1 pseudogene is annotated in these 1,471 nt (G+C 63.8%); it reads left to right on the top strand.

Features of this window, described 5'->3' with window-relative positions:
- Positions 1–152: 152 nt before the first annotated feature.
- Positions 153–1,344 (top strand): annotated as a pseudogene (locus tag ACZ3TS_RS42970) (TerD family protein); the annotation flags it as partial.
- Positions 1,345–1,471 lie beyond the last annotated feature (127 nt).

Raw genomic sequence — 1,471 nt, 5'->3', positions numbered from 1 at the left:
TGAGGGCCTCCTTCCCGAGCCCGTCGATACCCGGACGATATGTATCGTCCGGCTGAGCACGGAAGGGGGCCCGGCCCTCATAGGGTCAGGTCAGCAGGCACCTCTTCCTATTTCCCCGTCCACAGACAGCCCCTCACGCGGTGGATCGAGGCTCAGTACTGCTCTCGGTGATGGCACAGGTGCCGGAGTCCGGCAGGAGGCTTACCGCCGCGTTCGGAGCACCGGCCGGTCGCATGGAGACCTTCACCGAGGTCACGCTTCCTCACGGTGATAGTCCTCGACGTCCGGACGGAGTGATCCGTGTTGAGCGGGCCGGCAAGCTCTGGACGGCGCTTCTGGAGACGAAGACCAATGAGGCTCAATGGCAATGCCCTCAAGGTCGATCAGGTCCAGGCGTATATGGATATCGCTGCCCGCCGTGGCTATGAGGCCGTGATCACTCTGTCGAACGATGTCGCGTTGGAGGGTAGTCCGCTGGTCGATGTGAAGATCGACGGACGGCGCAAGCACAAGGTGGCTCTCTGGCACCTCTCATGGGCGGAGGTTGCCCATCAGGCCCAGATGTTGATCCGGCACGAGGGCGTCGGTAATGCGGCGCACGCCTGGCTGCTGCAGGAACTGCTGTACTACTTGCAGCACGAGAACTCCGGCTGCCACGGCTTCCAGAACATGGGTCCGGCCTGGGTACCAGTACGCAACGGGATCGACGATGAAACCCTGTGCCAGGGAGACCCGCGCGCACTGGAGGTTGTCGAGAGCTGGGAGCGGCTCATCCGCCAGGTCTGCCTCCGACTGGGTGGCGAACTCGGGCAGAAAGTCCTGCCCGTCCGCCGTGCCAAGCGCGGAACGGATCCCAAGGCACTCCGGGCCAGCCTCGCCGATCAGCTCTGCATCGAAGGGAAAGTTCAAGCGGAGCTGCGCATCGAGGGCACGCCTGGGGTCCTGGCTATCAGCGCGGACCTGCGTACGGGCAAGCTCCGCACCTCGATCGAGATCCCTGCACCGGAGCAGGGCTACCCCCTGGCGTGGGCGAAACGGCTCGTCCGGCGCTTGGCCGATGCGCCGGCGGATCTCCACATCGAAACTCTCACCGATGGGGAAGCGGGTGGGCCACGGGCAACGCTCGAACGGCTCCGCCCTGAGCCGGCGGACATGCTGCCCAAGGAGAACGGCACCCAGATCGTCGGTTTCCGCTTGTCCCTCCTCAAGAGCATGGGAAGCAGCCGCGGCAGCGCAGAGTCCGGATTCATCCGCAGCGTCGACGACGCGGTACAGCGCTTTTACACCACCGTGGTGGTCCACTTGGACGGTGCGGGGCCTCGCCGAGAGCCGTCTAAGCCTTGATCCACCGACCGATGCCTTGTGGATAACGTTGCGGAAGACGAAGAAGTGCCTTGTGACCTGCGATGATGGGAGTTCTTGACGCTTCCAGCACGCACAATCAGCAAGGCACTTCCGAGATGAAAGTTTC

The organism is Streptomyces sp. NPDC022910 (assembly GCF_055561075.1).
Note: the sequence above shows the minus strand (reverse complement) of the source record. Positions and strands in the feature narration are given on the sequence as shown.